19 protein-coding genes, 6 tRNA genes and 1 pseudogene are annotated in these 24,823 nt (G+C 41.3%); 8 read left to right on the top strand and 18 right to left on the bottom strand.

Annotated features, from left to right (window positions below; all coding sequences use genetic code 11):
• Positions 1–141 precede the first annotated feature (141 nt).
• Positions 142–891: a MipA/OmpV family protein gene (locus tag A6B41_RS02305; RefSeq protein ID WP_050436813.1), complete on the bottom strand. Its 750-nt coding sequence runs from the start codon at positions 889–891 to the stop codon at positions 142–144.
• A gap of 406 nt (positions 892–1,297) precedes the next feature.
• Positions 1,298–2,455 carry a dual-specificity RNA methyltransferase RlmN gene (rlmN, locus tag A6B41_RS02300; protein ID WP_027075033.1) on the bottom strand — a complete coding sequence of 386 codons (1,158 nt, stop codon included), beginning with the start codon at positions 2,453–2,455 and terminating at the stop codon, positions 1,298–1,300.
• A 260-nt stretch (positions 2,456–2,715) separates the two neighbouring features.
• On the opposite strand from rlmN, the gene A6B41_RS02295 reads away from it, so the two are divergent.
• Positions 2,716–3,612 (top strand): metal ABC transporter substrate-binding protein, encoded by an 897-nt coding sequence (locus A6B41_RS02295; protein ID WP_027075032.1) that lies wholly within the window; start codon positions 2,716–2,718, stop codon positions 3,610–3,612.
• 12 nt (positions 3,613–3,624) lie between these two features.
• Entirely contained in the window at positions 3,625–4,380 is a 756-nt protein-coding gene (locus A6B41_RS02290) for a metal ABC transporter ATP-binding protein (RefSeq protein WP_027075031.1), read from the top strand.
• Positions 4,381–4,415: 35 nt separating this feature from the next.
• Here A6B41_RS02290 and A6B41_RS02285 read toward each other — a convergent pair whose 3' ends face one another.
• The 13 genes from A6B41_RS02285 to mfd all read right to left on the bottom strand — a co-directional run bounded on the left by A6B41_RS02285 (position 4,416) and on the right by mfd (position 13,284).
• Positions 4,416–5,228 (bottom strand): metal ABC transporter permease, encoded by an 813-nt coding sequence (locus tag A6B41_RS02285; RefSeq protein ID WP_027075030.1) that lies wholly within the window; start codon positions 5,226–5,228, stop codon positions 4,416–4,418.
• Complete coding sequence (locus A6B41_RS02280; protein WP_027075029.1) at positions 5,221–6,078, bottom strand: metal ABC transporter permease; 858 nt, start codon at positions 6,076–6,078, stop codon at positions 5,221–5,223. The genes A6B41_RS02285 and A6B41_RS02280 overlap by 8 nt, the downstream gene beginning before the upstream one ends.
• A 73-nt stretch (positions 6,079–6,151) precedes the next feature.
• Complete coding sequence (locus A6B41_RS02275; protein WP_027075028.1) at positions 6,152–6,943, bottom strand: Rossmann-fold NAD(P)-binding domain-containing protein; 792 nt, start codon at positions 6,941–6,943, stop codon at positions 6,152–6,154.
• 116 nt (positions 6,944–7,059) lie between these two features.
• Positions 7,060–7,135: transfer RNA gene (locus A6B41_RS02270), tRNA-Gly, on the bottom strand.
• A gap of 21 nt (positions 7,136–7,156) precedes the next feature.
• Positions 7,157–7,243 (bottom strand) — tRNA-Leu (locus tag A6B41_RS02265).
• Positions 7,244–7,284: 41 nt separating this feature from the next.
• Positions 7,285–7,371: transfer RNA gene (locus A6B41_RS02260), tRNA-Leu, on the bottom strand.
• Between the two features lie 18 nt (positions 7,372–7,389).
• Positions 7,390–7,465 (bottom strand) — tRNA-Gly (locus A6B41_RS02255).
• A 25-nt stretch (positions 7,466–7,490) separates the two neighbouring features.
• Positions 7,491–7,577: transfer RNA gene (locus A6B41_RS02250), tRNA-Leu, on the bottom strand.
• A 16-nt stretch (positions 7,578–7,593) separates the two neighbouring features.
• Positions 7,594–7,669: transfer RNA gene (locus tag A6B41_RS02245), tRNA-Gly, on the bottom strand.
• Between the two features lie 174 nt (positions 7,670–7,843).
• Positions 7,844–9,076, bottom strand: coding sequence for a peptidase T (gene pepT, locus A6B41_RS02240; protein ID WP_027075027.1), 1,233 nt, complete (start codon positions 9,074–9,076; stop codon positions 7,844–7,846).
• Positions 9,077–9,129: 53 nt separating this feature from the next.
• Positions 9,130–9,342, bottom strand: coding sequence for a BrnA antitoxin family protein (locus A6B41_RS02235; RefSeq protein ID WP_027075026.1), 213 nt, complete (start codon positions 9,340–9,342; stop codon positions 9,130–9,132).
• Positions 9,343–9,630, bottom strand: a complete 288-nt coding sequence (locus A6B41_RS02230) for a BrnT family toxin (protein ID WP_027075025.1) — start codon at positions 9,628–9,630, stop codon at positions 9,343–9,345.
• Between the two features lie 153 nt (positions 9,631–9,783).
• Entirely contained in the window at positions 9,784–13,284 is a 3,501-nt protein-coding gene (gene mfd / locus A6B41_RS02225) for a transcription-repair coupling factor (RefSeq protein WP_027075024.1), read from the bottom strand.
• 157 nt (positions 13,285–13,441) lie between these two features.
• Here mfd and A6B41_RS02220 point away from each other — a divergent pair, with 157 nt between their 5' ends.
• On the top strand, positions 13,442–14,659 hold the full coding sequence (locus A6B41_RS02220; RefSeq protein ID WP_027075023.1) for an aromatic amino acid transport family protein: 1,218 nt from the start codon (positions 13,442–13,444) through the stop codon (positions 14,657–14,659).
• Positions 14,660–14,782: 123 nt separating this feature from the next.
• Here A6B41_RS02220 and hutX read toward each other — a convergent pair whose 3' ends face one another.
• Positions 14,783–15,289, bottom strand: a complete 507-nt coding sequence (hutX, locus tag A6B41_RS02215; RefSeq protein WP_027075022.1) for a heme utilization cystosolic carrier protein HutX — start codon at positions 15,287–15,289, stop codon at positions 14,783–14,785.
• A gap of 56 nt (positions 15,290–15,345) precedes the next feature.
• Positions 15,346–17,772, bottom strand: coding sequence for a TonB-dependent hemoglobin/transferrin/lactoferrin family receptor (locus A6B41_RS02210; protein ID WP_084493783.1), 2,427 nt, complete (start codon positions 17,770–17,772; stop codon positions 15,346–15,348).
• 172 nt (positions 17,773–17,944) lie between these two features.
• Between A6B41_RS02210 and hutZ the strand changes: the two genes are divergently transcribed.
• The 5 genes and pseudogenes from hutZ (at position 17,945) to pepN (ending at position 24,441) form a co-directional block, all read left to right on the top strand.
• Positions 17,945–18,463, top strand: a complete 519-nt coding sequence (gene hutZ / locus A6B41_RS02205) for a heme utilization protein HutZ (RefSeq protein ID WP_027075020.1) — start codon at positions 17,945–17,947, stop codon at positions 18,461–18,463.
• 213 nt (positions 18,464–18,676) lie between these two features.
• The gene (gene bioA, locus A6B41_RS02200) at positions 18,677–19,966 is read left to right on the top strand and encodes an adenosylmethionine--8-amino-7-oxononanoate transaminase (RefSeq protein ID WP_027075019.1); all 1,290 of its coding nucleotides are present in this window, start codon (positions 18,677–18,679) and stop codon (positions 19,964–19,966) included.
• Positions 19,959–20,510: pseudogene (locus A6B41_RS11095) on the top strand (aminotransferase class I/II-fold pyridoxal phosphate-dependent enzyme); the annotation flags it as partial. The gene bioA and the pseudogene A6B41_RS11095, both read left to right, overlap by 8 nt.
• 532 nt (positions 20,511–21,042) lie before the next feature.
• Positions 21,043–21,684, top strand: a complete 642-nt coding sequence (bioD, locus tag A6B41_RS02190) for a dethiobiotin synthase (protein WP_027075018.1) — start codon at positions 21,043–21,045, stop codon at positions 21,682–21,684.
• A gap of 144 nt (positions 21,685–21,828) precedes the next feature.
• A complete protein-coding gene (pepN, locus tag A6B41_RS02185) occupies positions 21,829–24,441 on the top strand; it encodes an aminopeptidase N (RefSeq protein WP_027075017.1) in 2,613 nt (870 codons plus the stop codon).
• A gap of 80 nt (positions 24,442–24,521) precedes the next feature.
• Here the strand turns inward: pepN and A6B41_RS02180 are convergent, their stop codons facing one another.
• A complete protein-coding gene (locus A6B41_RS02180; RefSeq protein WP_027075016.1) occupies positions 24,522–24,794 on the bottom strand; it encodes an acylphosphatase in 273 nt (90 codons plus the stop codon).
• Positions 24,795–24,823 lie beyond the last annotated feature (29 nt).

Raw genomic sequence — 24,823 nt, 5'->3', positions numbered from 1 at the left:
ATTTTAAATCTAACTTAACCTTAAATATCGTATGTTATCGATTAAGGGAAAAAACGCAAGGTCAGAAAAAAGCAAGCGATCAGTAAAAGTAAAAACTTAATAAAAACTGATCGCTTGCGGAAGGAGGAAATTAAAAGCTAATTAAAAGCTATATAAAAGACCTAAGCTAGCTTCGCTTTGGTATTTATCATTAATAATCGGGCTATTCCGAATAGTTTTGGCAATTTTATCATTGCGAATTGATGCAAATGCACTAAGATTTTTAGTGAAATCGTAATTTGCAGTTAATTCGACGTAAGGCTGAATGGAACTTTTAGGCTTATAGGTTCGAAAACCACTTCGCTGGCTTTCTATTTCCGATACACCGTAATAGTATCGGTTATATTTAGCGTTAGCATAGGCTAAACCAACCGCTGTTTTAATTGTAAGCTTCGGTGCAACGTCCCAATAAATACCATATTGTGTTGTCGCTAAAATCCCCTTACTTCTGCCTAAAATATCCCAAGAGAAAGCATTTTCCAGACTACCGTAAAGCGTGTGAATATTATAGACAACATCCGCCATTATCGTTGCTTTTCGATTATCAAGGCGCTTCATACGCTCATCGCTACTTTTACTTGCTTTAAAAGAATGAGGCGAATAGGATGCACCTAAAAGAAGTTCTTGGCTTTGATCTTGTGATTGCCAAAACTTAATACCGGCTCCTAGACCTTGAATATAAAAATGATCATTTTGATATTGGAGTATCGGAAGTACATCCTGTTCATTTTTGTAACCTATATAGGGAGTAGTACTGATACTACTACTTACTCCGACAGAAAATATTCCCTCTCCTGCAAAAGCAGTTGAAACAGATAATAACGGGATTAGATATAATGCACATTTTCTCATAGTATTCCTCAATAGACTTAAATAAATGGATAACCGAATAAGACGTTAACATAATAAAGGTTAAAGTAGATTTAAGGTCAAGAGAAAAATTTTCTTATAGTTGGTGCTATTATAATGCACGAAGGGAATAAACGATTTATCTTTATCGATTTTTCTTGCCACGTTTAGTGATGCAATAATATTGAGCTAATTAGAATTAGCCATATACTGAGGAAAGACTACCTCTATGAATGGTTATCTACAGTTTTTAGGCTGATCGCTGTAGTATATTTATTTTATATGCTCTATTCCAATAAGCTGGTCGATTGTATATCTTCATTTCTTCTACAACTGATGAAAAAATCTTATATACAATAACCAGCTTTTCTGTTTGCCTTAAAAAGTGTTCAAGACTACATTAAAAAAATTAATGCATTTTCACCTCAATCCCTTGACCAAACTTACGTTTTTCAAGGGTACGCTTGGTGCGGTCGATTACATCACCGGCAAGCTGGCCACAGGCAGCATCAATATCATCACCTCGGGTTTTACGTACGGTAACCGTAAAGCCATATTCCATTAACATTTTTTGGAATCTGTCTGTACGAGAGTTTGAACTCTTGCCATAAGGTGCTTGTGGGAACGGGTTCCAAGGAATAAGGTTAATTTTGCACGGCGTGTTTTTCAGCACCTCAGCAAGCTGATGAGCATGCTCGGTACTGTCATTTACGTGGTCTAACATTACATATTCAATGGTTACTTTGCCGTGGTTAGCGTTAGAAACCTCTAGGTATTTATTGACCGATTCCATCAACATTTTGATGTTATATTTTTTATTAATCGGCACTAGAATATCACGTAACTCATCATTCGGTGCATGTAAAGAAATTGCCAATGCCACGTCAATTTGTTCACGCATTTTATCAAGAGCCGGCACAACCCCCGAAGTTGAAAGTGTTACACGACGTTTAGATAAACCATAGGCGAAATCATCTAACATAATTTCCATTGCCGGAATTACGTTATTCATATTCAGCAATGGCTCTCCCATTCCCATCATTACCACATTGGTGATTGGGCGAACGCCGGTCACACCAAAATTTCCGATAATTTTAGAAGCACGCCATACCTGCCCGATAATTTCCGCCACGCTTAAGTTACGGTTAAATCCTTGTTGAGCCGTTGAGCAGAATGTACATGCCAAAGCACAACCCACTTGTGAAGAAACACAAAGGGTTGCGCGGTCATCTTCCGGAATATACACCGTTTCAATTTGCTGATCGCCCACTTGCATTGCCCACTTAATAGTACCATCAGCAGAGCGTTGCTCCACTGCGACTTCAGGGGCCTTAATTTCCGCAATACGTTTTAATTTCTCACGCAATACTTTGTTAATATTGCTCATATTATCGAAATTATCTTCGCCAAAATGGTAAATCCATTTCATCAACTGATCGGCACGGAAAGGTTTTTCCCCCATTTCCGCAAAAAGCTCACGCATTTCTTGGCGGTTAAGGTTTAATAAATTGATTTTTTCTTTTGTTTGCTCTGCAGCCGACACTGCACCCACAATTTGTTCTGACATAAAATTGAAAGCCTCGTTATTACACGTATTACGGCAAAAGGTTAGTTTTGCAATATGATTTTTGAAGTCGGCAATTTTACTGACTCTTTGTTCGTTAAGCCAGCAATTTTTAATCGAAATTTTGATATTTACGAAATAAATACTTGACCAGGTATATCAACAATAACCTTATGAAAAATAAGACTATTTACATCATTCAAAATAATCTATAAAATAACAAACGATAATTCTCATTCTCAATAACATTAAGGAGGCTGAAAATGAAACTATCACATATTAAAAAAGCATTTGTATTAACTTTTGGTTTAAGTGCAGCTATGGCAATGGCAGAGCCTTTTAAAGTTGTTACAACCTTCACTGTTATTCAAGATATTGCACAAAATGTGGCCGGTGATAAAGCCACAGTCGAATCAATTACCAAACCCGGTGCTGAGATTCACGATTATCAACCTACCCCAAAAGACATTGTTAAAGCTCAGAAAGCCGATTTAGTTTTATGGAACGGTATGAACCTTGAACGCTGGTTCGAGCGTTTCTTCGAAAATGTGAAAGATAAACCAGCGGTTGTGGTAACAGAAGGGATTACCCCAATGCCAATCACCGAAGGTGAATATAAAAATCTACCGAATCCGCACGCTTGGATGTCTACCGACAATGCATTAATTTACATTGAAAACATCCGTGCGGCTTTAGTAAAATACGATCCTAAAAATGCCGAAACGTATAATGCCAACGCTAAAGCCTATGCAGAAAAAGTAAAAGGCATTGCAGAACCACTACGCCAACGTTTAGCCTTTATTCCGGAACAGCAACGTTGGTTAGTAACCAGCGAAGGGGCATTTAGCTACTTAGCAAAAGACTACAACTTAAAAGAACTTTATTTATGGGCAATCAATGCTGAAGAGCAAGGTTCACCAAAACAAGTGAAAAAAGTCATTGATGGCGTAAAAGCGAATAAAATTCCTGTTGTCTTTAGTGAAAGTACAGTTTCAGACAAACCGGCTAAACAAGTCGCAAAAGAAACCGGAGCATTATATGGTGGGGTAATTTACGTGGATTCACTATCTGAGAAAAATGGCCCTGTACCAACTTATTTAGATTTACTTAAAGTGACTATCGGTACTATTGTTGAAGGTTTCGAGCGTAGCAAAAAATAATAAGATTTAATCATGACAACTGTTTCAGCCTCCATTTCTGTCGAAAATTTATCTGTCCGTTATAATAATGGGCATATCGCTTTACAAGATGTATCATTTCATCTTGAAAACGGCACAATTTGTGCATTAATCGGCGTAAATGGAGGTGGAAAATCGACTCTTTTCAAAAGTTTAATGGGATTGGTTAAACCTCTAACCGGCTCAATTAAACTTGGACAATTGCCTATTTCTCAAGCCCTCAAGCAAAATTTGGTCTCTTATGTGCCACAAAGTGAAGAAGTAGACTGGCAATTCCCGGTTTCTGTTTATGATGTGGTGATGATGGGGCGATACGGCTATATGAATTTCTTACGTCGCCCAAGCCAAACGGACAAGCTCAAAGTGGAACAAGCAATGCAGCGTGTAGATGTTTTGCATCTTAAAAGCCGACAAATTGGGGAGCTTTCCGGTGGGCAGAAAAAGCGTGTTTTTTTAGCTCGAGCATTAGCTCAAGAGAGTAAAATCATCTTATTAGATGAACCCTTTACCGGTGTGGATGTTAAGACGGAAAATGCAATCGTAGAGCTATTGAGACAACTTAAAAATGAGGGACATTTGATTTTAGTTTCTACCCATAATCTTGCCAGCGTGCCGAGTTTTTGCGATCAGATTTTAATGATAAATCGCACACTAAGGGCTGCCGGCAAAACGGAGGAAACCTTTAATAATCAAAATTTAGAAAGGGTATTTGGCGGTTTACTGCATTATCAAAAAGAAGTGAGCAGCTAAAAAAATAGAGAGGGAATTTAAACATTCCCTCTTTTTTAGGCTTTTAATTTGGAATATGCAAAACTTAACAAAAATATAACCGCTTGTACCAAGATAATCGTTGGGCCAGAGGCGGAATCAATATGGTAGCTAAGCAAAGTGCCGACCACAGAAGAGCTAATTGCGACAGCCAATGCAATAAATAACATCCTCTCAAAACGAGTTGTGAGCAAATAGGCAGTAATTCCTGGTGTAATCAGCATTGCGACCACCAAAATCACACCAACCACTTGCATTGCACTGATAATTGTCAAGGCAAGTAATGATAACAATCCATAATGCAGTAGCTTAACAGGCAGCCCTACTACCCTTGCCTGATTCATATCAAAGCAATAGAGTAGGAAATCTTTACGCTTTAACAAAATAACAAGCAAGGTGAAGAGACTGATACATAAGGTTTGTATTAAATCACTCTGGCTTACACCTAATAAATTTCCAAATAGAATATGCGTTAAATGCTCTCCAGTATTAAAAGCTGTAAACAGAATAATGCCTAAAGCAAACATACCTGAAAACACGATACCCATGACTGTATCTTCTTTTAATCGGCTATTTTCTTTCAAATAGCCTACCGATAACGCGCAAAATAATCCGGAAAAAAATGCACCGAAAGATAAAGGTAAGCCAATCAATGATGAAACCACTACTCCTGGCAATACTGCATGGGAAATAGCATCCCCCATCAAAGACCAGCTTTTTAGCACCAAATAACAAGACAAAACTGCACTCACGCTTGCTACTAAAATGGCGGTGAGCAAGGCAGTTTGCATAAAATCAAACCGCAGAGGTTCTAAAATCCACTCAAGCATGCTCACAAGCTCCTTTTATTTTACTCTTTTGGCTTATCAACCCATATTTCGGTGCAAGGCAAAAAACAAAAAGAAAAATAATAGTTTGCAAACAGACAATCACTGCACCTGTTGCACCATCTAAAAAATAACTCAAATAGGCCCCAACCCCTGAAGTTAAACTGCCGATACACATTGCAATCAACACTAAACGCGGAAAACGGTCAGTCAATAAATAGGCCGTTGCCCCCGGGGTGACAACCATCGCAATCACTAAAATTGCACCAACAGTTTGCAATGCCACCACAACGCAAGCACTTAATAACGTAAAAAAAATGATTTTATAACGTAATGGTGAAAGCCCAACAGAAAGGGCGTGATGTTCATCAAAGAACACCAGCAGCAGACCTTTCCAAAATACTGCCAATCCCCCTAATGAAAGAGCGATAATCAGTACCACCTGCCATAAATCCTCATCAGCAATACCTAAAATATTCCCCATGACGATAGAATTAACATCCACTGCTGTCGGATTTAAGGATACAATAAACATCCCCAAAGCAAAAAAAGTAGTAAAAATAAAACCAATTACCGCATCTTCTTTGATTTTAGTTAGGCTTTTCACCCAGATAATAGATAAAGCAGCCAGAATACCGGAAAAAAATGCTCCAAAGGCATACGGTAATTTTAATGCATAAGCAATAGCAACACCCGGCACAACGGCATGCGATAAGGCATCACCAATTAAAGACCATCCTTTTAACATTAAGAAGGCAGAAAGAAAGGCACAAACCAAACCGACACCCATACTGACAAAAATCGCTTTCTGCATATAGTTGTAAGTGAAAGGTTCTAATAAAATTTCAAGCATAATATTTAGACCTTATTGAGAATAAGGTCTTATCTTAACACAAAGCCATAAAAATTATAAGGCAATTTATTCTTTATTTTTCATTTAATTCAAGCTCAAACAGATAAGGATCCTCATAACGATAAACAAAACCAAGCTCATCACAAATTTTTGTCGCCTTAATCGTTCTTACAAGCGGTTGATTTTCATTGGAAAAATGCAAATCAGCCAAACCCAAACGCGCTGCCATTTCACTATAATACGCTTGACGGCTAGGATGTTTAGGCGAACACAAATGAAAAATTCTCTGCCCGTTTGGCTTGGATAAAAGCAAAGAAATTGCCGCTAAGCAATCATCTAAATGTACTAAATTTACTGGCTGACCTGCTTCCTTCAGATTAGTTTTCCCTGCCAGATAAAAAACAGGATGACGCTGTTTGCCCACTAACCCTGCTAATCGCAAAATATCGCAATTAATCTCCCGGCTTAACAACCACTTTTCAACTCGAGCAAGCAATGAATTAGGATCGATTACAGTATTTTCGTCAAAATCCCCTTGCAACATGGGTAACACAGAAGTTGAGCTGATAAAAATCAGATGATTTAACCCCTTAGCAATTGAAAGTGATGTAAGTTTCTGAATACCCGAAAGGTAATCATCTTCATTAGATATCGAGGGTGGCAAAGCAATTACCATCGCATCTACCGCCAAAATATGTTCAATTTCAGGTGTAATCTCAAGATGATTTAAATCCAGCGGATAGCATTCAATCGGCAGATCACCCATTGTACGTTTTGTTCCAGCGACTTGCCAGCCCTCACTTTGTAACTTTTGAGCAAGTGGAAAACCAAGCCAACCTAAGCCAATGATAGTGATTTTTTTCATAATTTCCTGCTGTATTCATACTTGATTCGCTTAGAAATATATCACAGACTTATTCACGACAATAAGTAATTTCAGATATAAAAAAAGCACCTTGTGGTGCTATCTGCTTTTAAGATTGGAGCGGGAAACGAGGCTCGAACTCGCGACCCCGACCTTGGCAAGGTCGTGCTCTACCAACTGAGCTATTCCCGCATATTTGGTATATTATCGAAATGGTGCCCGAGGCCAGACTTGAACTGGCACGCCCCGAAAGGCGAGGGATTTTAAATCCCTTGCGTCTACCGATTCCGCCACTCGGGCTTCGATAATTTTTTTGATTTTAAAATTTGTATTTTTCTAAATGGTGCCCGAGGCCAGACTTGAACTGGCACGCCCCGAAAGGCGAGGGATTTTAAATCCCTTGCGTCTACCGATTCCGCCACTCGGGCGACACGATATAGAAAAATTGGAGCGGGAAACGAGGCTCGAACTCGCGACCCCGACCTTGGCAAGGTCGTGCTCTACCAACTGAGCTATTCCCGCATATTTTAAATTGTTGATTTCTAAATGGTGCCCGAGGCCAGACTTGAACTGGCACGCCCCGAAAGGCGAGGGATTTTAAATCCCTTGCGTCTACCGATTCCGCCACTCGGGCAGCACGATATAGAAATTGGAGCGGGAAACGAGGCTCGAACTCGCGACCCCGACCTTGGCAAGGTCGTGCTCTACCAACTGAGCTATTCCCGCATTTAAAAACGCTACGAAGCTCGTAGCGTTTCAACAGGTGCATATTCTATGGATTTCCGTTTCAATGTCAAACAAATTTCGCAGAAATCCGCTAAAAATAAATCGAATGGCGAAAAATAAGGCTTTTTTGCAAATTTTTGCACAAATTTGACCGCTTGCTATTTTGCTCAGGTGTTAAAATTGATGCTCAGTAAAACCTTTGGCAATACCCACAACCACATTCGCCGCTTTCTCCATGGTATCGACCGAGATAAACTCAAAACGCCCGTGGAAGTTCTCACCACCGGTAAATAAATTCGGGCAAGGTAAGCCCATAAAGGAGAGACGCGAGCCGTCTGTACCGCCGCGGATTGGTTCTAAATTCGGCTCAATCCCCTGCTCTCGCATCACTTTTTTGGCAATCTCGACTAAATAGCCGTAATCCGCCAGCACTTCTTGCATATTGCGGTACTGCTCGACAATTTCGACTTTTCCACAATTTTCGCCGTAAATTTGCTGCATTTCGCACATCGTTTGCGTCAGATAACCGCCTAATGTTGTCAGTTCTTCTCGGGAGAAACTGCGCAAAATGTAGTGAATTTCCGCTTTATCAATCCCGCCCTCAATGCCGTGCAGCATAATAAAGCCTTCACGTCCTTCACTCGTGGCTGGGGTTAAATGCGGCGGCAGGCGGTGCTGAAATTCACAGGCACGTTCTAAGGCGTTGATCATCTTGCCTTTTGCCGTGCCAGGGTGAACGCTGCGGCCAAAAAATGTCACGATTGCGGCATCCGCGTTGAAGTTCTCATATTGCAGCTCGCCAAGTGGGCCGCCGTCAAGCGTAAACGCCACATCGGCTCCGAAGGCTTTCACATCAAAATGATCTGCACCGAGCCCGATCTCTTCATCGGTGGTAAAACCGACGCGGATTTTACCGTGCGGAATCTGCGGGTTAGCTTGCAAGTATTCGATTGCAGAAAGAATAATCGCAATGCCCGATTTGTCGTCCGCACCGAGCAGGCTTGTGCCGTCAGTTGTCACCAGCGTGTCGCCAATCAGTTTGTTCAAATTCGGGAAATCGCGTGGAGAAAGGCGGTCACCGCTGCCGTTTAGCAAAATATCGCCGCCTTCATACCGCTTGATCACCTGCGGTTTGACATTTTCACCGTTGAAATCGGGCGACGTATCGACGTGGGCAATCAAGCCCAGCACTGGGATCGCTTTGTCGGTATTGGCAGGGAGTGTAGCAAACAGATAGCCATTCGGGTCAAGATAAATCTCACTCAGCCCCATTTGAGTAACTTCATCACGCAGTAAATAAAGCAAATCCCACTGCTGCGGCGAACTTGGCACGCTTTGGCTTTTCGGATCAGAGGTGGTGTGAATTTGAGTGTAGCGTAGTAAACGGTCCAGAAGAGCTTGTTTCATACAATGTCCTTAATCATAGAATTTGCAATATTTTAGCCCAAATTGCCCGCTTGTTACCAACTAATAGTGGGTTTTCGTTTCTGCTCGACACAATCTTTCAAATAAAGATTGATCAAGGTTTGATACGGCAAATTCACCTCTTCGGCAAGCTGTTTAAAATAGCTAATCACCTCATCTTCAATCCGAATTGTTACCACACTTTTACTTTTTAGCCCTTTTGCATAAGGGTTTTTCACACCGTTGGAAAAATCGTATTCTTCTCTCATTTAATGTACTCCTCTATATTGTCCGCTTTCGCGTTTAGTTGCCAAGCGAGCCGAAATAATCCGAATATTAGTATTTCTCTCACAATGTACTACCACAAGTAGATTTTCTTTATCACTACGCCCAAGCAACAAAAAGCGTTCTTCTCCCATTGAATGATCGGGATCAGCTATCAGCAGTGCATTATCATCATAAAAGACACTGACTGCCTCTAAAAAGCTTACACCATGTTTTTGCTGATTACGCAGAGCCTTTTCACTATCCCATTCAAAGCCATTGATTTGCTCCATGCCAGTTTACTCCTTTTTTGATGTAAATAAAATATATTTACAAATATGTTTTTTAGACGATAAACAGGCTAAATGAAATTCTCATAAGCACAATAAACAAAAACGATTTTTACGACACAGATCGCAAAAATCGTTTTTAGGGATTGACGGCTTTTACTCAGCCGAAATTGCTTTTAGCAAATTCTCCAAAAATTCCAACCGCTTGCTGTTCTCTTCCAGTGGCAGGCGGAACTTGAATTTCACCGCCCCTTCAAAGCTGTACACCGCAGGCTGTTTTTGGATAAGTTGAATAAACTTCATCGGCTCGGGTTGGGCAGTTGGTTTAAATTCCAAGTAGCCGCCGTTGATGCCGGCATCGATTTTCTTCAAGCCGAGCGGTTGGGCAGCGAGGCGGAGTTGGGTAATCGCAAACAGGTTTTTGGTCGCCTCAGGCAGTAAGCCGAAGCGGTCGATCAGTTCGATTTTGAGATCTTTGAGCTGGTCGAGGCTTTCTGAGCTTGCGATCCGTTTGTAGAATGACAGTCGCATATTCACATCAGGCAGATAGTCATCAGGCAACAATGCCGGCACTCGCAGTTCAATCTCCACTTGGTTTTGGGTAATTTCGTCTAGCGTTGGTTCTCGCCCTTCCTGCAGAGCTTTTACGGCATTTTCGAGCAAGTCCATATAGAGCGAAAAGCCGATGCTTTCGATCTGTCCGCTCTGCTCCGAGCCGAGCAGTTCGCCCGCTCCACGGATTTCCAAATCGTGGGTGGCAAGGGCAAAACCGGCACCAAGATTGTCAATGGTACTCATCGCCTCCAAGCGTTGCTCGGCATCTTTGGTGAGCGTTTTCGGGTGTGGCGTGAGCATATAAGCGTAGGCTTGGTGGTGCGAACGCCCCACACGTCCACGCAGTTGGTGGAGCTGTGCCAAACCAAATTTGTCCGCCCGTTCGATGATAATCGTATTGGCGGTCGGTACATCAATCCCGGTTTCGATAATGGTCGAGCAGACCAGCAGGTTAAAGCGTTGATGATAAAAATCGCTCATCACTCGCTCCAACTCTCGCTCTCGCATCTGCCCGTGTCCAATCACTACCCTTGCCTCCGGCACAAGTTGGCTGAGTTTTTCGGCACAGTTTTCAATGGTGGCGACATCGTTATGCAGGTAGTAAACCTGTCCGCCACGCAAAATTTCACGCAAAATTGCCTCTCGAATCACCAATTCATCGCTTTGTCGTACAAAGGTTTTAATGCTCAGGCGACGAGCCGGTGGGCTGGCGATAATCGAGAGATCACGCATACCGTTGAGTGCCATATTGAGCGTTCTCGGAATTGGCGTGGCGGTTAGCGTCAAAATATCGACATTGGCTCGCAACTGCTTGATTTTCTCTTTTTGTCGCACGCCGAAACGGTGTTCTTCATCAATCACCAAAAGCCCAAGATCACGGAAAGCGACATCGTCCTGCAACAGTTTGTGCGTGCCAACCAAAATATCCACTTGGCCGCTAGCCACTTTTTCCAAAATCGCTTTCTGCTCTTTGGCGGTTTTAAAGCGAGAAAGTACCTCGACATTGACGGGATAATTGGCGAAACGGTCTTTAAAATTCTCGAAATGTTGCTGAGCGAGCAGCGTGGTTGGGGCGAGAATGGCAACCTGTTTGTGGTTCATCACCGCAAGGAAAGTGGCACGGATTGCCACTTCGGTTTTGCCGAAGCCAACATCGCCACACACCAGCCTGTCCATCGCTTTGGCTTGGCACATATCGCTGATAACGGCGTTGATCGCCATTTTCTGATCGTCCGTTTCCTCGTAAGGGAAAGTGGCACTGAAACGGTCGAACTCTGCTTTGTCGTAAGCAAAGGCAAAGCCAGTTTGGCTTTCTCGCTTGGCGTACACATCGAGTAACTCCGCCGCCACATCACGGATTTTCTCCGCCGCACGCTGACGAGTTTTCGCCCACGCTTCCGAGCCGAGCTTGTGCAACGGTGCGGTTTCGTCCGCTCCGCCGATATAACGGCTGATTAAATGCAGCGAAGCAACGGGAACGTAAAGCTTGGCATCGTTGGCGTAATGCAACACCAAGTATTCGGCTTTCATTCCGCCTGCGTCCAGCACGGTCAAACCGCCGTAGCGACCCACACCGTTTTCCAAATGTACCACCGCTTGCCCGATTTTCAGCTCCGCCAAATTGCGGATCAGCGTATCGGGATTGACGGTTTTACGGTTTTTCTCGCTGCGTTTTTGTTGGAGTTTTTCGCCGAGCAAGTCGGTTTCGCAGATGATCGCCAAATCACGTTGTAGGGGCGAATTACATTCGCCTTGTTCCCATTCATCGGGGCGAATGTAATTCGCCCCTACAATAAATCCGTGATCAAGCGGTGTAATAATCAGAGAAATTTGCAAATCTCGTGCTTCGTCTATGGATTTCACCTGTTTTGGTTTAATGCCCAACGGCGCAAGCAAATCCAACAGCGTTTCTCTTCGCCCTTCGCTCTCTACCGAGAACAAAATATCGCCCTTAAATTTTTGGCGGAACTGTTGGAATGCCGTAAACGGTTCTTTTGCACCGGATTGAATGGCAAGATCGGGTAAGTTCTCTACATTTGCATTCATTTTCGCTGCCGATTTGCGGATTTTCTCCGCCGTTAGCGTCAAACGTGGATAGCCTTTCAGCCAGCGGTTTACCTCATCAATCGCAAACCAGAGTTCGCTTGGCGGCAGGAGTGGACGCATCGGATCAACTCGGCGGCTATCAAAACGGTTTTGTGTATCTTGTTGAAATTGCTCGGCTTTTTGCTGAATATCGGCGTAGGTGATAAATAGCGTATTTGGGTTGAGGTAATCAAACAGGCTCGCCATCTCATTAAAAAACAGCGGCTGCCAATACTCAATTCCAGCGTTTAAAATACCCTTGCTGACCTGCTGATAAATATGCTCCGGCTCACGGCGGATTTCGCCAAAGGTTTCACGGAATTTGGCTCTAAAATGCTCGATACCAACACTATCTGTCGGGAACTCGTGGGCTGGCAGCAGGTTGATTTCGGCAATTTCCGCCTTAGTACGCTGACTATCCACATCGAAAGTGCGGATAGTGTCGATTTCATCATCAAAAAAATCCAAGCGAAACGGCTCGTCTGCCCCCATTGGGTACAAGTCGAGAATTGCTCCACGCACCGCATATTCACCATATTCCAACACCTGATCGACCGCCCGATAGCCGGCATTTTCCAATTGCAAACGCAAGTTTTGAATCGAAAAACGGTCGCCTTTTTTAATCAGCAACACATTGTTGGCAAGATAACTCGGCGGACAGACTTTCTGCATTAAGGTATTGATTGGCAACAGAAAAATCTGCTTCCGACCCTGTTGCAGCTCAAATAGAGCGGAAAGGCGAGCGGAAATAATGTCTTGATGTGGCGAAAAATTATCGTACGGCAAGGTTTCCCAATCGGGGAAAAGTTGCACCGGCAAATGGGCAAATTGCGGCAGGGATTTTTCCAGCCGTAACGCCGTGCGGGTGTCGGGCGTGACCACCACCGTCAAGCCGTGAAACTGTTGAGCAGCTTGGCTAATGGCTAAGGTGTCGGAATGCCCAACCAGATTGCCGAGGGTTTGGTGATCTTGAAACTGTGTGCCTGTTTCAGGCAAATTCATCGTTAATAAAGACATACAAGCGGTTATTTTTCACTAAAATTTTGCAAATTGTGCTTAGTTTACTAAAGCAAACCTTATTGTGCAAAATTAGATGAGAAATTGCTGCATTCAGATCCATTCAGAAAAAATTCTGATAGAATAACTCCCCTTTTTAATTTAACTAAACAAGATTATGAAAAATAAAATTTTAGGAAGTGCATTGATGATTGCAGGCACCACTATTGGTGCAGGTATGCTTGCCATGCCATTAACATCCGCAGGTATGGGCTTTACTGCCACTGCGTTACTATTAATTGCCTTGTGGGCATTACTTGCCTATACAGGCTTATTATTTATGGAAGTATATCAAACTGCACCGAAAAAAGACGTGGGGGTTGCCAGCCTTGCTGAGCAATACTTTGGTTTAATTGGACGCGTGCTGGCAACTTTCAGCTTATTGGTTCTGCTTTATGCGTTACTCTCAGCTTATATCACCGGTGGAGGCTCACTACTTGCCGGCATTATGCCGGAAATGGCAGATGCGGATTTGAAACTTAAAATCAGCATTTTAATTTTTACCGTTGTTTTGGGTATGTTTGTGGTAATTGGTGTCAAATCTGTTGATGGTCTAACCCGCCTGCTTTTCATTGGTAAAATTATCGCCTTTATTGCGGTGTTAATAATGATGTTGCCAAAAGCAAAATTAGAGAATCTAACCGCAATTCCGCTTGATAACTTGCTTGTGATTTCTGCGGTACCGATTTTCTTTACCGCCTTTGGTTTCCATGTAATTATGGCAACCATTAATACTTATTTAGATGCCGATATCGGTAAAATTCGTAAAGCGATTTACATCGGCACGGCAATTCCATTAGTGGCTTATCTACTTTGGCAGTTGGCGACTCACGGTGTATTAAGTCAAAATGAATTCACTACTATTTTAAAACAAGACCCGACTTTAAATGGTTTGGTGACAGCAACCAGCCAAATCACCGGCAGCACCATTTTAGGCGAAGTAGTTCGTTTATTCTCGGTACTTGCATTAATTACTTCATTTTTAGGTGTGGCATTAGGGATTTTTGAAGGCGTGGGCGATTTATTAAAACGCCTAAATTTACCGTCAAACCGCTTATGGCTGACGCTTGCCACATTCTTACCACCTATTCTGTTTGCGTTATTCTATCCGGACGGCTTTATTATGGCGTTAGGTTATGCAGGCTTGTTATTTGCTTTCTACGGTATGATTTTACCAATCGGCCTAGCGTGGAAAGCCCGTAGCCAATACCCAAACTTACCGTATCGAGTAATTGGTGGTAATGCTGCATTAGTAATCGCGTTAGTTGCGGGGATTATCATTATGGTGATTCCGTTTTTAATTCAATTGGGTTATCTACCACAAGCGGTGGGTTAATCTAGAAACTAGAAGGCTGCAACAAAAAATTGCAGCCTTTTTCTTATAAAATGAAATAATAAGACGAGGTTACAAGCGGTCAAAAATCGCAATTTTTTTGCACATTCTCTTCCGCTACATCTACTAGCCAATTAATTGATATAAGGCTTTTATTTGGTTTTCTTTCAATGCACCGCCGACTTTATCTCTTCCAACGAAAATCTTAAACATCGCATTGCCTTTTTTATTGATAAAAATAAGTGAAACCGTGCGTTTTCCTCTAAACGGGCGATCTAACAAATAGATTTTGGCGCAATTTTCATAACGTAAATGCCCTTGTAAGCCACCGCCTTCTTTATGTTCAAAATTGTAAAATCCGCGGGAAATTGAACCGCTTGGAAGTATACCGACAAACTCAATAATCGTATCTTCAGTATGGGAAATCAGGGTAATAGCATCATCCCATTCATGAATTGCTTGTAATATTTCAGCAAAACGTTCGCCTTCTGTTACTTTTAACATTTCAGACGGCAAATTCAACATCACCTCTTCTAATGAGCATTGATATTTTGCCGCTAACATTTCTAAAATCTGCCCCGGATTTTCCGCAAGTTCAGCACGTAAAGTGGTTTGTTGTTCAGTTGATAACATCTAGATTCTCCTTGAAGAAAAGAGAGCCAAATGGCTCTCTTGAGTTATATAAATAGTTAGAAACGATATTCAAAGCCAGCCGAGAAATTGCGGCCTGGCTCATAATAACGCTGTAAGCCAGGATACCCGCCATATTTATAATTTTCACGAACCCCTACGGAATTAACCACCCCGCCTGTTGTATTTAAACCACGTAAAGTATCCCAAGTATGGTATTTGCGGTTAAGCAAATTATAAACGCCGGCACGCAATGTGATATTTTCCGTTGGTTTATAAAAACCGTATAAATCCACAATAAAGGCTTTCGTATTTAAATGTTTCCAAGTGTCTAAACCTGTTTCATGTGAGTATTCAGTACAACGAACTTCATATTCCTCCCCCCAATGTGGGTAATAAGGATTAGGCGTTCTTTGCTCCTTGACACATCGTTCCGGTAAGGCTTTGAGATATTTGGCATCTTTCGCTTTTTTCGCCCCTAAGAAGGTTAAACGAGAAAAGATACCCCATTTACCTTCAGGTTGTTCATAGTCTAAACCCACAACAGCCTTAATAGGTTGAATAGAAAGTAGATCTGCACCATTTGACATACTGCCTTTGCTATAACCTAATGAGCCAAATAGCTTCCAACCCTCAGGGATGGACATAGCAGAATTTAGGTTCCATTTACCACTTACTTCTACCCCATAGATTTTTGCAGAATCAATATTTTGCATTTGCTGCACCGGACGCCATAACTCTCTACCGTAAGCCCGAAAAACATCCCATGTTTCCTGCTCCCATAAGAAATCTTTATATTTCGTATGGTGTAAATTGACTGAGAGTTGTCCAACATTACCGTTAGCTTGTAAGCTTAAATTTTGGGTTAAACTACGTTCAGCTTTTAGGTTTGGATTTGACACCCAAGCTCCTGCTGCATTATCACGGTAATCAAAATACATTTCTGAAGCATTAGGAATACGGAATCCTGTTCCAATGTTATATGCAACTTTCCATGCATCAGTCAGGTGTTTTTCCAAACCGGCCACCCAAGTTATTTGATTAAATTTCGCATTATCTGTTTTTACACAGTTACGACAGGCAAGCCCTTTTAGTTCTTGTTGCTCATATTTTGCCCAATCATAACGAAGTCCTAACATCATTTTCCAATCATGAGTTAAATCAATCTTGTCATGCAATGAAAAAGCGTGTTGCTTAGTTTTAATCGGATGCATCATTGTAGAATTAGGCGAATTTATCCAAGTATTAGATAAGTAAACCGAATCTTTATGCAAAACATCAAAATCTCGCTCTGCTGTAGAAGCTCTGAAAGATAGCTGATGAGTTAATTTACCGAATTCTAATGCTTGGCTATCTAAGCGGAAATTTAAGCGTTTTAACTCGGTATTAAAAATACGAATATTCGTATCACTTGGCTTTCTTTGTTTTTCCGGGCTCCATTTGGTAGCCGCTTCAGCACGAGTACCTTCATAGTTATAGGCAGCAGTTTCAGTATCTTGATAATCTACATCTATCTTCGCTAATGCTATCCATTTTGATTCCGGAAAATATTCATAAAAAACATTTACCGTATCACGTTTACTACGGTCTTCCGCTTCACGCCAATATGAGCTTAAATACACCGCTGAGTCTTCAATAATATAATTCTTATTATTTTGACCACTGTAAGATACACCAACACGATGCTTATCATTAAAACGATAAGCAAGTTTAGCTAAATAGCTATGATTATTATGGGTAGCATCATCAGGAGTTTGCTTACTACTACCGATTGTCCGAGTTTGCAATGAATCTTCAGGAACAGTATACCCTCCTGCACTTTCCATCTCATGTCCGTGACGATTAGAATAAAGCAATACAGCGTCCAATTGTTCACCTAAGTAGCCAACACCAAAGGTATTTACCCATTCATTATTACGCGTACCATAACCTGTACGATATAAAGCACCAAATTTATTGCCACCTCGCACAATATCATAAGCCTCAAGTGTTCGATAATTGACACCACCACCTAAATTACCACTACCTTGATTAAAAGAATCCGCACCCTTTGATACTTCAATAGTACGTGCCAGTTCAGGGTCAATAGACTGACGAGAGGTATTTAAATTCCCGTAACGTTTATAGAGTGAATTTTCTTCTGAATCAGGAAGAGCTATGCCATCAATACTAATTCCAACACGATTATCTTCTACTCCACGAATAGCAAAGCCTTTTTGATGCCTTCCTTGGTTAACAATACCAACATCAGGGCTATAGCGAACTAAATCTCGATTATTTTGAATTAGCTCTTGTTGAATTGCCTCTTTGTTTTTTTTCTCTGTAGATGCTTTAACTTCTTCTTGAGCTACAACATTTACTTCAGATAGTTCTGTTGTTAGCTCTTCTGCATATAGCATTGGAGCCCCTAAAACACTACTAATACTTAGTGCTAATAACGTTGGGCGTAATTTAGCAAGATTTATTGATTGTTGATTGATTAGCATAATAATTCTCCCTAGGTAAATTGCTAATAATCTTTATTTTTTAATTGGTCTGCATTATCAATAATAAAGGTAAAACACAAAAATATCAATAATGATTCTCAATTGCTTGATAACAAAGATTTATTCATTATAATAATTTCCTAAGGATTAATCGTTATTTTGGAGGTATTTTATGACAACAAATCGCCAAGAGGTTTTACAAAACCGCTTAGGACCGGAAATTGAAGAGCTAAAACAACAAATTAAAACTATTGTTCTTTCAACAGTAGATAAAGATGGTATACCAAATGTGAGCTATGCTCCATTTGTGATTAATAACGGAGAGTATCAGGTCCTCATTTCAACCATTGCACGCCATGCTCGTAATTTACTGGAAGTGCCAAAAGTTTCTCTAATGCTGATTGAAGACGAAACTAAAAGCCGTCAAATTTTTGCCCGTCGCCGTCTCACTTTTGATGCCAGCGCTCGCATTGTTGAACGCGGAAATGAAGAATGGGAATCCGGTGTTGCGGCTTTAAAAGCACGCCACGGTGATTTAATTGACGAACTGTCAAAAATGCAAGACTTCAACCTATTTTGTTTCAAGCCAAGTGCAGGCTTGTTTGTTAAAGGTTTTGGTAAAGCCTTTGATGTCGGTGTAGATGATTTAATCAACGTCGTCCATTTAGATCAAGGTCACCAAACTAACTAGTTATTTCATTAGCTCAATAATCGGCCCTTTGTTATTATCTTAGTAGAAGGGTTGATTCTACATTTGGTTGTTTTATCCCACCTATCTTTTAAATTCAATCATCAAAACCTAATCGCGAAGCCAGTTAGAATAAATACGCTTTTTATGGCACAATATTGTTTACTAAATTAATGGTCATAACAGCAATTTACTTATCGGACAAAAGCCATAATTATGAATGAACAGCAACTTTTAGATCTTGATTATCAACATATTTGGCATCCTTATTCCAGTATTCCAAACACTATGCCGATATATGCGGTTGAAAAAGCAGAAGGCGTCATCATTACACTCAAAAATGGCATACAGTTAATAGACGGAATGTCCTCCTGGTGGGCTGCATTACACGGTTATAACCACCCGCGTTTAAATGCAGCGGCTCATCAGCAACTCGACAAAATGAGCCATATTATGTTTGGCGGATTAACGCATGAGCCTGCAGTCAAGCTGGCACAAACACTTGTTGAATTATTGCCGGAGAATTTAAATAAAGTCTTTTTTGCGGATAGCGGATCTGTGGCGGTGGAAGTAGCGATGAAAATGGCTGTCCAGTACCAACACGCTTGCGGGCAAACTACAAGGTACAAATTTGCAACTATTCGCAGTGGCTACCATGGTGATACTTGGCATGCTATGTCGGTATGCGACCCCGATACCGGAATGCACAGTTTATTTAATCGCAGCCTACCCGTTCAATATTTTTTGCCTCAACCCGCTATTAAATTCAATGAGCCTTGGGATGAACAAGCGATTGCTCCACTTGCCGCTCTTTTAGCAGAAAAACATCAAGAAATCGCCGCATTAATTTTAGAACCGATCGTTCAAGGCGCCGGAGGTATGTATTTTTACTCTCCGATTTATTTACAAAAAGCACAAGCTCTTTGCCGGCAATACGGGGTTCTACTTATCTTTGATGAAATCGCCACCGGTTTTGGACGAACAGGTAAAATGTTTGCTCTTGAACATGCTAACGTTACTCCCGATATTATTTGCTTAGGTAAAGCACTTACCGGAGGTTACCTAACTTTATCGGCAACTATCACGAATCAACACATTGCCGAAACAATTTGCAATGGGGAGGCGAAATGTTTTATGCATGGTCCAACCTTTATGGCAAACCCGCTTGCTTGTGCTATTGCAAATGAAAGTATTAAGCTATTATTAGAAACCGACTGGCAAACTCGTATTAAACAGATTGAGCAACAACTAACACAAGAGCTTCAAGTTGCAGCCTCTTTACCTGTCGTTAAAGAGGTTCGTGTTTTAGGCGCCATCGGGGTTATAGAGATGCACCAGCCGGTCAATATGAAAACATTACAGCCCCGTTTTGTGGAAAAAGGCGTCTGGGTGCGTCCATTTGGGCGTTTAATTTATATTATGCCGCCCTTCATTATTGAGCCGGCTCAACTTAGTCAATTAACACAAGGGTTGATTGCGGCCATTAAGGAAGAATACGATGCTTGATTTTTTCTCTACAACATTAGAAAACTTAAAACAACAAGAACAATTTCGCACTATTCCCTCCTTAATTCATCAAGGAAAACATATTATTCGATATGGAATGTCAATGCTGAACCTTTCGTCAAATGACTATCTCGGGTTAGCGAACGATGATAATTTACGCCAACTGTTTTTGCAAAAATATGGTGAAAATCAACCGCTTCTCACCGCCTCTTCTTCTCGCTTATTAACCGGTTCTTTTCCGATTTATGACGATTTAGAGAAATTATTGGCACAACGTTTCCAGCGAGAAAGTGCCTTGCTGTTTAATAGCGGCTATCACGCCAATATTGGTATTCTGCCTGCAATCGCTACACCTTGCACATTAATTGTTGCCGATAAATTAGTCCACGCCAGCCTCATTGACGGTATTCGGTTAAGTGGCGCTAAATTTTTACGCTATCGCCATAATGATTTATCGCACCTAGAACAAATTCTTCACACAAACCACCGAGAATTTGAACGTATTATTATTGTCACCGAAAGCCTGTTTAGTATGGATGGTGACTGCAGCTCGTTTTTAGATAAAATTTTGCCGCAAGGAAATTTTCATTTCCATCAAGGTAATGCCGAACTCTGCCCGCTTGATGGGAAATATCACTTAGTTGCCTCAGCCTCGGCTGTGCAATGGTTTCATGAAAAACAGTTATTCATCCGACATAGTGCCTCCCAGCTAAAAGCGAATGGCATCTTACTTTTTAGCACTTTTGCCGAACAGAACTTACGAGAAATAAAACAGCTAACCGGGATCGGTTTGAGTTATCCCTCATTGAGTGAATGGCAACAATGGCTAGAACAGGAATTTGAGGTTCTTCACTTAAGCCAAGCAAACATCATATTAGAACTAGACTCCCCTAAAGCGGTGTTACAACATTTGAAATCAACCGGGGTTACTGCCACTCACAACACCATTTGGACAAAAAACACCCTGCATAATTTCTATCACAACTATTTAGAAAATTACAGTACACCAAGCGGTAAAGTATCGCTCACCTATGCACCGCTTTACTGCTTGGCGAAGAAAAAAGAGAGGAAATAACATGACAGCAAAGGTCATTTTTATCGCCGGCATTGATACCGATATCGGAAAAACGGTGGCGACAGGTTGGTATGCCCAAAAACTAGCCACTCAAGGATTCTCGGTAATTACACAAAAAATGGTGCAAACAGGGTGTGAGCAAATCTCTGAGGACATCATCGCCCATCGCAATATGCAGGGAATCCCGCTTACGGATGATGATTTACAAGGTATTACATGCCCTTATGTTTTCCCCTACCCTTGCTCCCCTCACCTTGCCGCTAAGCTGGTCAATCAACCTATTCTGCCGGAAGTGATTACGCAGGCTACCCAACGTTTAAGCCAAAAATATGATTATGTTTTGCTGGAAACCGCCGGAGGTCTATTAGTTCCTTATAACGAAACGGAAACTACCTTAGATTATATCCAGCAACAAGGTCATCCACTTATCTTAGTCACATCCGGGAAATTAGGCAGTATTAACCATACCTTACTCAGCCTTGAAGTATGTAAGCAAAGAGGAATTAACATACTGTCTGTAATCTACAACCAATACCCGAGTATAGATACCATTATTGAACAAGAAACCCAGCGCTACTTGCAACAATATCTTACTTGGTATTTCCCAACTGCATCGTTTGAATGCCTAGGCTATATAACATAAACAAGCGATAAAACCGCCGCATTCTTTAAGCTAAAAATACAGATACAAGCGGTCAGATTTTTTGGAAAATTTGCTACAATTTTAGTAAAATAGTCGAGCTAATTCTACGGGTAACATTCTGCCCATCAAATCAAAGGAAATCCTATGCAACCTAAAGCAAAATTAAGAAAAGATTACCGAGCACCCGATTTTACCATTACCGATATTTATCTTGATTTCCAGCTCGATCCCGACAGAACTTTCGTGACTTCAAAATTAAGCGTTGAGCGCAAAAATCCAGAAGCAACGGTTCTACGTTTAGATGGGCATAGTTTTGATTTCCTCTCAATTAAGTTCAACGGACAAGCCTTTTCTGCTTACGAAAAAGATACTGAATCTTTAACCTTAAATTTAGCTGATGTAGCAGCAGATCGCTTTGAGCTTGAAATTGAAACCGCTCTCAATCCGGCACAAAATACCTCGCTACAAGGTTTATATAAATCAGGCGATGGGCTTTGCACTCAATGCGAAGCAGAAGGCTTCCGTCAAATTACTTATATGCTTGACCGCCCGGACGTACTTGCAAAATATACGACAAAAATAACCGCTAGTAAGAACAAATACCCGTTCCTACTTTCCAACGGTAACCGCATTGCTCAAGGAGAGTTGCACGATGGCCGCCATTGGGTTGAATGGCAAGATCCGTTCTTTAAACCAAGCTATCTTTTTGCTTTAGTGGCCGGTGATTTTGACTTATTACAAGATAAATTTATCACCAAAAGCGGGCGTGAAGTGACACTTGAAATCTATGTTGACCGAGGCAATTTAGACCGCGCTCCTTGGGCAATGGAAAGCCTAAAACGTTCAATGAAATGGGATGAAGAGCGCTTCGGTCTTGAATACGATTTAGATATTTATATGATTGTTGCCGTTGATTTCTTCAATATGGGCGCAATGGAAAATAAAGGCTTAAATATCTTCAACTCTAAATTTGTGTTAGCAAAACCTGAAACTGCCACAGATAGCGATTATTTGGATATTGAAGCGGTGATCGCCCATGAATATTTTCATAACTGGACGGGCAACCGCATTACCTGCCGTGACTGGTTCCAATTAAGCTTAAAAGAGGGCTTAACGGTTTTTCGTGATCAAGAATTTACTTCCGATTTATGGTCTCGTTCGGTAAAACGAATTGAAGATGTTCGCCTACTGCGTACCGTGCAATTTGCTGAAGATGCCAGCCCGATGGCTCACCCGATTCGTCCGGAAAAAGTGATTGAAATGAATAACTTCTACACTGTAACTGTCTATGAAAAAGGCGCTGAAGTGATTCGTATGATTCACACTTTATTAGGTGAAGAAAAATTCCAAAAAGGGATGCAGCTTTATGTGGAAAGACATGACGGTTCAGCGGCAACTTGTGATAATTTCATTGATGCTATGCAAGATGCATCCGGTATAAATTTAGAGCAATTCCGCCGTTGGTATAGCCAATCCGGCACACCGGAACTCACCATCTCCGATGAATATGATGCCGGACGTAAAGCTTATCGCTTACATATTTCGCAAATGACCCCATCTACGCACGATCAGTTGGAAAAATTAAATCTACATATTCCACTGAAAATAGCGTTATATGGTGAAAATGACGGGAAAAAGATTCCGCTTCAATATGAATTACTCACCGTAAGCGATGTGCTAGATGTAACAGCAGAGCATCAGACGTTTGAGTTCCATAATGTAACCCAACGCCCTGTGCCGGCTCTGCTTTGTGATTTTTCAGCCCCGGTTCGTTTAGATTATAACTATACCTCTGACCAATTATTAACGCTGCTAAAACATGCTGAAAATGACTTCATTCGCTGGGATGCAGCACAAATGCTTTATACCAATGAACTGCGTGAAAATTTAAGCCGTTATCAACAAAACCAGCCGTTAAGTTTCTCAACCGAGTTAGCAAATGCCTTAACGTTTGTGCTGGAAAACAGCACACAAGATCCGGCCTTAACCGCATTAACCTTAACGCTGCCTAAAGAGACTGAATTTGCAGAATCTTTTAAAACGATTGACCCAACAGGTATTGCCTTAGTACGTGAATTTATGCAAGTGTCTATTGCTCAAAACTTGCAAGATAAATTTTTTGAGGTTTATAACCAAAACAAATGTGGAGAATATCAGGTTATTGCACAAGATATTGCCAAACGTGCATTGCGTAATGTGTGCTTAAACTATTTAGCCTTTACCGATTTAGGTAACACGCTTGTACATAAGCACTATCAAAATGCGGATAATATGACCGACACTCTGGCAGCATTGCAAGCAGCGACTAAAGCGAAGCTCAGTTGCCGTGATGCTCTGTTAGCCGATTTTGAAGAAAAATGGAAGCACGATGGTTTAGTGATGGATAAATGGTTTATGTTACAAGCCGGTCGTCCGGACGAAGATGTATTATCAATTGTTCAAGAATTGATGGAACATCCAAGTTTCAATTTCAATAATCCAAACCGCTTACGTTCATTAGTCGGCGCATTCTGTAGCCAGAACCCGAAAGCCTTCCACGCCATTGATGGCTCAGGCTATCGTTTCTTAGTAGATATTTTAATTAAGCTCAACGACAGCAACCCACAAGTTGCCGCACGACTTATTGAGCCGTTAATTAAACTTTCCCGCTATGACAACCAACGTCAAACGCTTATGCGCCGTGGGTTAGAACGCTTACGTGAATTGGATAATCTCGCTCGTGATCTGTTTGAGAAAATCGAAAAAGCGTTAGATTAATCTTAAAAATAAAAACAACAAGCGGTTGAATTTATAAAAATTTTTGCAATTTTTTGAATAAATTCGACCGCTTGCTTTTACTATCGCCGAATTTCAAATCGTTTAAAAATCTCTGTACCCAAATAATCAGTTGCAACCACCCGTTCTACGCGGGCAGAAGGCGAGCCTTTATAGAGCCATTTTTCAAATTCAGTCATTATTTCATCATTAGCCTCGGCTACAACTTCAACCGAGCCATCATCACGATTTCGGGTATAGCCTTTTACCCCGAGCCTTTGCGCTTCTTGCCGGGTAAAGAAGCGAAATGCCACGCCTTGCACTCTCCCGTAAATAGAAAACAATTTTATCGCCATTTTTCTCTCACATTTTTAGTAAAAAGAAA

It is taken from the genome of Mannheimia granulomatis (assembly GCF_013377255.1).
GTDB classification, from domain to species: domain Bacteria; phylum Pseudomonadota; class Gammaproteobacteria; order Enterobacterales; family Pasteurellaceae; genus Mannheimia; species Mannheimia granulomatis.
This window is presented reverse-complemented; position numbering and strand designations above follow the sequence as displayed.